Source organism: Gammaproteobacteria bacterium, from assembly GCA_037388465.1.
Classification (GTDB): Bacteria; Pseudomonadota; Gammaproteobacteria; order SpSt-1174; family SpSt-1174; genus JARRKE01.
The window spans coordinates 1-5,974 of record JARRKE010000111.1 but is presented as its reverse complement, the minus strand read 5'-3'; the positions used below and the strand labels follow the sequence as shown (position 1 = coordinate 5,974).

Below are 5,974 nucleotides of genomic sequence, written 5' to 3'. Positions count from 1 at the left end.
CCGAACGCCAGCAGCTTGCGGTACACCGTCTCCTCGCCGCGCAGGAGTTTGCCCTTGTGCTTGTCCAGGCTTTGCAATACGTAGCGTCCGCTCGAGGCGTCCTCGCTGATGTCCACGTACCCCTTGGCGGCCAGCCCCATCAGCGCGGAGGCGAAGGCCTTGTCGTCGTAGCTTTGCCGGCGCAGAAAGCGCATGGCTGCCGGTGACAGCCCCTCGGTGGGGCGGTAGCGGGGGATGATGACGCCGCGTTCCGGGTCACGTCCCACACGCATCCAGGTACCGATGAGATACACCAACAGCAACCCGCCGCCACCCAGGGCGACGGCCAGCGGCAGGTTGTCACGCAGCCACCACAACCCTTCACGGGTCTGGGTGGGTGAGGCGACATAGCCCTTGGGCCAGCCGACTACGATGGTCAGCCCGGCGTGGGCCCGGCAGGTGCACGGTGGCCGAGGCATGGTCGATGGGAAAGTCCCAGCCCGTACCGGTCACGTTCCAGTACAGCTCGTCGTGATCCTTGAAGAAGCCCAACTGGCGGTCGGTGCGGTAACGGATGCGGTAGGTGTGCACGCCGGGCGTCACGTTGGTGCTGCGCGAGCCGATGTAAATACGCACGCCGTTGGACAGTGACTTGGTGTGATAGGGCTCGGGCTGGCCATCGCGTGTGACGCCGAGGATTTTGAAACCAACCTCCCGCGATGGTCCCAGGTCGCCGGTGAGCTGACCGATGAAGCGGCGCAGCTCGACGGGAACGAAGGAGGGCAGCGAGACGGGGCGCGCGTAGCGGGTGGGGAAGTCGCGGTAGATGCCGTGGCGGATCTTGTAGCCCTCGGCCTGCACCCGGATGATTTCGGTGACGTCGAGATCGCCGTTGCGCGTCACCGTGATGTCGCTGTGATAGTCGAGAATGCGTTCCGCCGCCGCGGCGGGCAGGGTGAAACAAAACAGCAACAGCAGAGCAAACAGGAGACGTTCAGGCCGCACCGGCTTCGTCCTCTTCGAGTTGGAAATAGTCCGCGTATCGATAACCGAACAGGCGCGCGATAATCAGGTCCGGGAAGGAATCGATGCGCGTGTTCAGGTTGCGCACGGCGCCGTTGTAATACCGGCGCGCGTACTGGATGTCGGTTTCCACCGTGCTGAGCTGCTGCTGCAGGTCGAGGAAATTGGCGTTTGCCTTGAGCTCCGGGTAGTTTTCCGCCACGGCAATGAGTCGTCGCAGCCCGGCGGATAGTTCATGTTCGATGGGGCCGCGCGTTGCGGCGCCGCCGTCCGCCTCGCTGCGCGCGCGCAGTTCGGTGAGCGCGTTGAGGGTCGACTGTTCGTAGGCGGCGTACTGGCGCACCGCGTCGACCAGTTTGGGGATCAGGTCGTGGCGGCGCTTAAGCTGAACGTCTATGTCGCTCCATGCCGCCAGCACCCGGTTGCGGTCGCGCACCAGGCGGTTGAACAACCACACGGCCCATACCCACAGGGCCGCGATGAGCACCCCCCAGACAGGATTCACCAGGCCTTCGACCCCGCTTTGAGTCCGACCACGCCGATGATGATCAGCGCGATGCTGACTGCCCTCAGCCAGTCCATGGTTTCCCCGTAGGCGTAGATACCGGTGAACGTGATGCCCACCGCGCTGATCGCGATCCACACGGCGTAGGCGGTGCCGATGGGAATGCTGCGCAGGGCGAGCGAGAACAGCCAGATGCTGGCGACGCCGAGCACCACGACACCCAGTGTGGGCAACAGGCGGGTCATGCCGTCGGACTGTTTCATGACCACGGCCAGTCCGATCTCGGTCACCCCGGAGAGTGCCAGATAAAGCCAGTAACTGTTCATGTCAGAGCGTCTTGAAGAATACTTTGGAGTTGCGCTGGTAGTTGTACAGCTCGCGTTTTTTTACCGGCAGCTTGTCGATGCCGCGCGCCTGAAAACCGCGTTCGCGGAACCAGTGCAACGCCTGGGTGGTGAGGACGAAAATTTCCTGAAGCGACATTTCCCGCGCGTGCCGTTCTATTTCGTTGATCAGGCGTTCGCCCCGTCCACCCTTGCGGTAGTCGGGGTGGACGGCCAGACAGGCGAGTTCGCCGAGGTGTTCGTCCGGGAACGGATACAGCGCCGCACAGGCGATGATCATTCCGTCGCGCTCGATGACGACGAAGCGGTTGATCTCCAGCTCCAGCTGCTCGCGCGAACGCCGCACCACCAGGCCCTTTTCCTCCAGCGGTGCGATCAGTTCGAGAATGCCCGAGATGTCGTCGGTGCGGGCACTGCGGACGTTTTCGTATTCCTCCGCCGTGATCAGGGTGCCGGCGCCGTCGCGGGTATAGAGTTCGGTCAGCAGCGCGTCCGGCTGCTTGCGCGCGATCAGGTGAATGCGCCGCACGCCGTTGAGGCTGGCGGTGATGGCGCTTTCCAGGTGCGCGCGGCTTTGCCCGGACAGCGTGCGCCGTCCGGTGAGCAGCTTCTGGGCGGCTTCCAGCGAAAGCTGTTTGGGCAACGCCCGCTTGTCGCGCGCCTCGGACAAAAAGATCAGCTTGTCCGCCTGCAGGCTGCACGCGGTGGCCGTGGCGACGTCCTCGGCGCTGAGGTTGAAGACCTCGCCGGTGGGCGAATAGCCGATCGGCGAAAGCAGCACGATGTTGCCCAGGTCGAGCTGCTGGCGTATGGACTGGGTATCGACCTTGCGCACCTCGCCCGTGTGTTTGAAGTCCACCCCGTCGCGCACGCCCAGCGGCCGCGCGATGATGAAATTGCCCGAGGCGACGCGGATGCGCACGCCCGACATGGGGGTGTTGATCAGCGACAGCGACAGCTTGCCTTCGATTTCCACCCGCAGGCAGCCGGCCGCCTCCTTGACCGCCGCCAGCGCCTCGTCGTCGGTGACGCGCAGCCCGTTGGCGTACTGCATTTCCAGCCCGCGCGATTTGAGACGGGTTTCGATCTGCGGGCGCGCGCCGTGCACCAGCACCACACGCACGCCGAGCGTATGCAGCAGGGCGATGTCGTGCACGCGTTCGGCGAAATCGGCATCCTCGACCGCTTCGCCCTCGAAGGCGAGCACGAAGGTGCGGCCGCGATGCGCGTCGATGTAGGGCGCCGCGTTGCGAAACCAGGCAAGAGCAGAGGTGTTGTTCACGGTATGTTCCGGATCGTGTGATCGTTCACATGCTAACTTAACCGCAATCCATCGGGAATACAGATGTCATTGCGTAAACCGCCGACTGCTATAGTTCAGTTAACGCATGAACCGTGAGGGCGGCATACACTGCAGGCCATGCGACCGATCTTTCAGCCTTTGATGGTCAACGAACCGTTCGGCGATCCCGTGCTGTACGTCGACTTTCTGTTTGCCCGGCGCGCGCTGCTGTTCGACGCCGGGGATCTGCGCGCCCTGCCGACCCGCAAGCTGCTGCGCGTCAGTGATGTATTCCTCAGTCACGCGCATATGGACCATTTCGAGGATTTCGATCGTCTGGTGCGCTTCATGCTCGGGCGCGGCAAATGGGTGCGGGTTTACGGGCCGCAGGGCATCGCCGAACGTCTGATGCACAAGCTCGCGGCCTACGACTGGAACCTGGTGCACAATTACGAAGAGGACGTCAGCTTCGAGGTCTTCGAGCTATGCGCGCCGGACGAGCTCGTGCGCACGGTGATGCGCTGCCGCAACCGTTTCGAGCCCGAACCCGGCGGCAGCCGCGAGACCGCCGGCGGTCTGTTGCGCGAGGAACCGGAATTCCGTGTGCGCGCCGCGATACTCGACCACGGCATTCCCTCGCTGGGTTTTGCGCTCGAAGAGACCCTGCACGTCAACGTCTGGAAAAACCACCTGCAGGAACTTGGCCTCAGCGTGGGACCCTGGCTGCACGAGCTGAAGCAGATGGTGCTGGAAGGGAAGCCGGACGACACGCCGGTGCAGGCGCCGGAAGGACGTTTCACCCTCGGCGAGATGCGTCGCAAGGTATTGCAGGTCGTGCCCGGCACCAAGCTCGCCTATCTGGTCGACGTGGGCTGGACGCCGGACAACGTGCCGCGCGTGCTGGAGCTGATCGACGGCGCCGACCTGCTGTTCATCGAAACCGCCTTCCTGGAATCCGATCTCGAACACGGCCGGCGCAAGCTGCATCTCACCGCGCGGCAGGCGGGTGAGCTGGCGCGGCGGGCGGGCGTCAAACGGGTGGTGCCGATTCATTTTTCGCCGCGCTATACGGGACGGGAGGCGGAGCTGCATGCCGAGCTGCACGCTGCCTGGCAACCGGCGCAACAGGGGGTGGCATGACGCAGCGCCTGGAACCGCTCGCCCAGCACGTGTGGGAGACCAAGTATCGCCAGCCCGGCGAGCAGAGCGTCGATGACTCCTGGCGGCGGGTGGCGGGCGTGCTGGCGCAGGTCGAGTCCGACCCCGAACACTGGTCGGCGCGGTTTTATGAAATTCTCGAAGGTTTCCGTTTCCTGCCCGGTGGACGCATTCTCGCCGGCGCGGGCAGCGGCCGGCACGTATCGCTGTTCAATTGTTTCGTCATGGGCATCATCCCGGATTCCATGGACGGTATCTTCACCGCGTTGCGTGAGGGCGCCATGACCCTGCAGTCCGGCGGCGGTGTGGGTTACGACTTCTCCACCCTGCGCCCGGCGGGCAGCGCGGCGGTAACCCGGGGCACGGTGGCCTCCGGCCCGGTCTCCTTCATGCAGGTATGGGACAGCATGTGCGCCACTCTGGTCTCCACCGGTTCGCGGCGCGGCGCCATGATGGCGACGCTGCGCTGCGATCATCCCGACATCGAAACCTTCGTCGAGGCGAAGCGGGACCCGAAGCTGCTGCGCCACTTCAACCTGTCCGTGCAGGTGACGGACGCCTTCATGCGGGCGGTGGAGGCGGACGATCCGTGGCCGCTGGTGTTTCCGGACCCGGAGCGCAAGCGGGGTGCTCAGCAGTACCTGGAGCGTGCCTGGCCGGGACACGACCTGCCGGTGGTCTGCGGCGTGCACCGCATCGTGTCGGCGCGTGAACTCTGGAACCGCATCATGCAGGCCACTTACGACGTGGCCGAACCCGGCGTGCTGTTCATCGATCGCATCAACCGCCTGAACAACCTCTATTACTGCGAGCGGATCAGCGCTACCAATCCCTGCGGCGAGATTCCCCTGCCGCCCTACGGCGCCTGCGATCTGGGCTCGATCAACCTCACACGCTTCGTACGCGCGCCCTTCACCGCGCAGGCGGAACTCGACCTGGCGGGCATCCAGGAGACTGCGCAGGTCGCGGTGCGTCTGCTCGACAACGTCATCGACGTGACTTCCTTCCCGCTCACCCACCAGGCGGTGAAGGTGCGCGACGCACGGCGTGTCGGGCTGGGGGTGACCGGCACCAGGCGGTGAAGGTGCGCGACGCACGGCGTGTCGGGCTGGGGGTGACCGGGCTCGCCGACGCGCTGGTCATGCTCGGCCTGCACTACGCCGACGCGCGGGCGCGGGAAATGGCGGCCGACATTCTGCGTCTGGTATGCCATACGGCGTACCGCACCTCCATCGAGCTGGCGATGGAGAAGGGGGCGTTCCCGGATTTCGACGCGGACGCCTTTCTCGACAGCGAGTTTGTGCAACAGCTACCGCCGGACATCCACGAAGGCATCGCCCGCCACGGTATCCGCAACAGCCACCTGACCGCCATTGCGCCCACCGGCACCATCAGCCTGCTGGCCAACAATGTCTCCAGCGGCATCGAGCCTATTTTCGATCTCAGTTACGAACGGCGGGTGCTGCAGGCGGACGGTAACCGGGCGGTCTTCCAGGTGGCCGATCACGCCTGGGCCCAGTGGAGGGATCAGGCCGGCGACGGCGAGCCGCCGGCCGCCTTCGTCACCGCCACCGAGCTGCCGCCGGGGACGCATCTGGCCATGCAGGCGGCGCTGCAGCCCTACGTGGACAACGCCATTTCCAAGACCATCAACATCCCGCGCGACTTCCCCTTCGAAGCGTT

At 64.9% G+C, this 5,974-nt stretch carries 4 protein-coding genes and 2 pseudogenes; 2 read left to right on the top strand and 4 right to left on the bottom strand.

Translation table 11 applies throughout. The features are described from left to right. The 4 genes and pseudogenes from P8Y64_13490 to argA form a co-directional block, all read right to left on the bottom strand. Positions 1 to 882 (bottom strand): annotated as a pseudogene (locus tag P8Y64_13490) (DUF2207 domain-containing protein). 91 nt (positions 883 to 973) lie between these two features. After that, the gene (locus P8Y64_13485) at positions 974 to 1,507 is read right to left on the bottom strand and encodes a LemA family protein (GenBank protein MEJ2061476.1); all 534 of its coding nucleotides are present in this window, start codon (positions 1,505 to 1,507) and stop codon (positions 974 to 976) included. Further along, positions 1,504 to 1,833 (bottom strand): multidrug efflux SMR transporter, encoded by a 330-nt coding sequence (locus P8Y64_13480; protein ID MEJ2061475.1) that lies wholly within the window; start codon positions 1,831 to 1,833, stop codon positions 1,504 to 1,506. The genes P8Y64_13485 and P8Y64_13480 overlap by 4 nt, the downstream gene beginning before the upstream one ends. Position 1,834: 1 nt before the next feature. Continuing rightward, complete coding sequence (gene argA, locus P8Y64_13475; protein MEJ2061474.1) at positions 1,835 to 3,133, bottom strand: amino-acid N-acetyltransferase; 1,299 nt, start codon at positions 3,131 to 3,133, stop codon at positions 1,835 to 1,837. 138 nt (positions 3,134 to 3,271) lie between these two features. Between argA and P8Y64_13470 the strand changes: the two genes are divergently transcribed. Together P8Y64_13470 and P8Y64_13465 are read left to right on the top strand one after the other, a co-directional pair. Beyond that, a complete protein-coding gene (locus tag P8Y64_13470; GenBank protein MEJ2061473.1) occupies positions 3,272 to 4,273 on the top strand; it encodes an MBL fold metallo-hydrolase in 1,002 nt (333 codons plus the stop codon). Further along, a pseudogene (locus tag P8Y64_13465) lies at positions 4,270 to 5,974 on the top strand (ribonucleoside-diphosphate reductase, adenosylcobalamin-dependent). Before P8Y64_13470 ends, P8Y64_13465 begins: the two are co-directional and overlap by 4 nt.

Coding starts and splice junctions, on each gene's coding strand:
- P8Y64_13480 (MEJ2061475.1), bottom strand. CDS start 1,833: ATGAACAGTTACTGGCTTTATCTGGCACTCTCCGGGGTGACCGAGATC.
- P8Y64_13470 (MEJ2061473.1), top strand. CDS start 3,272: ATGCGACCGATCTTTCAGCCTTTGATGGTCAACGAACCGTTCGGCGAT.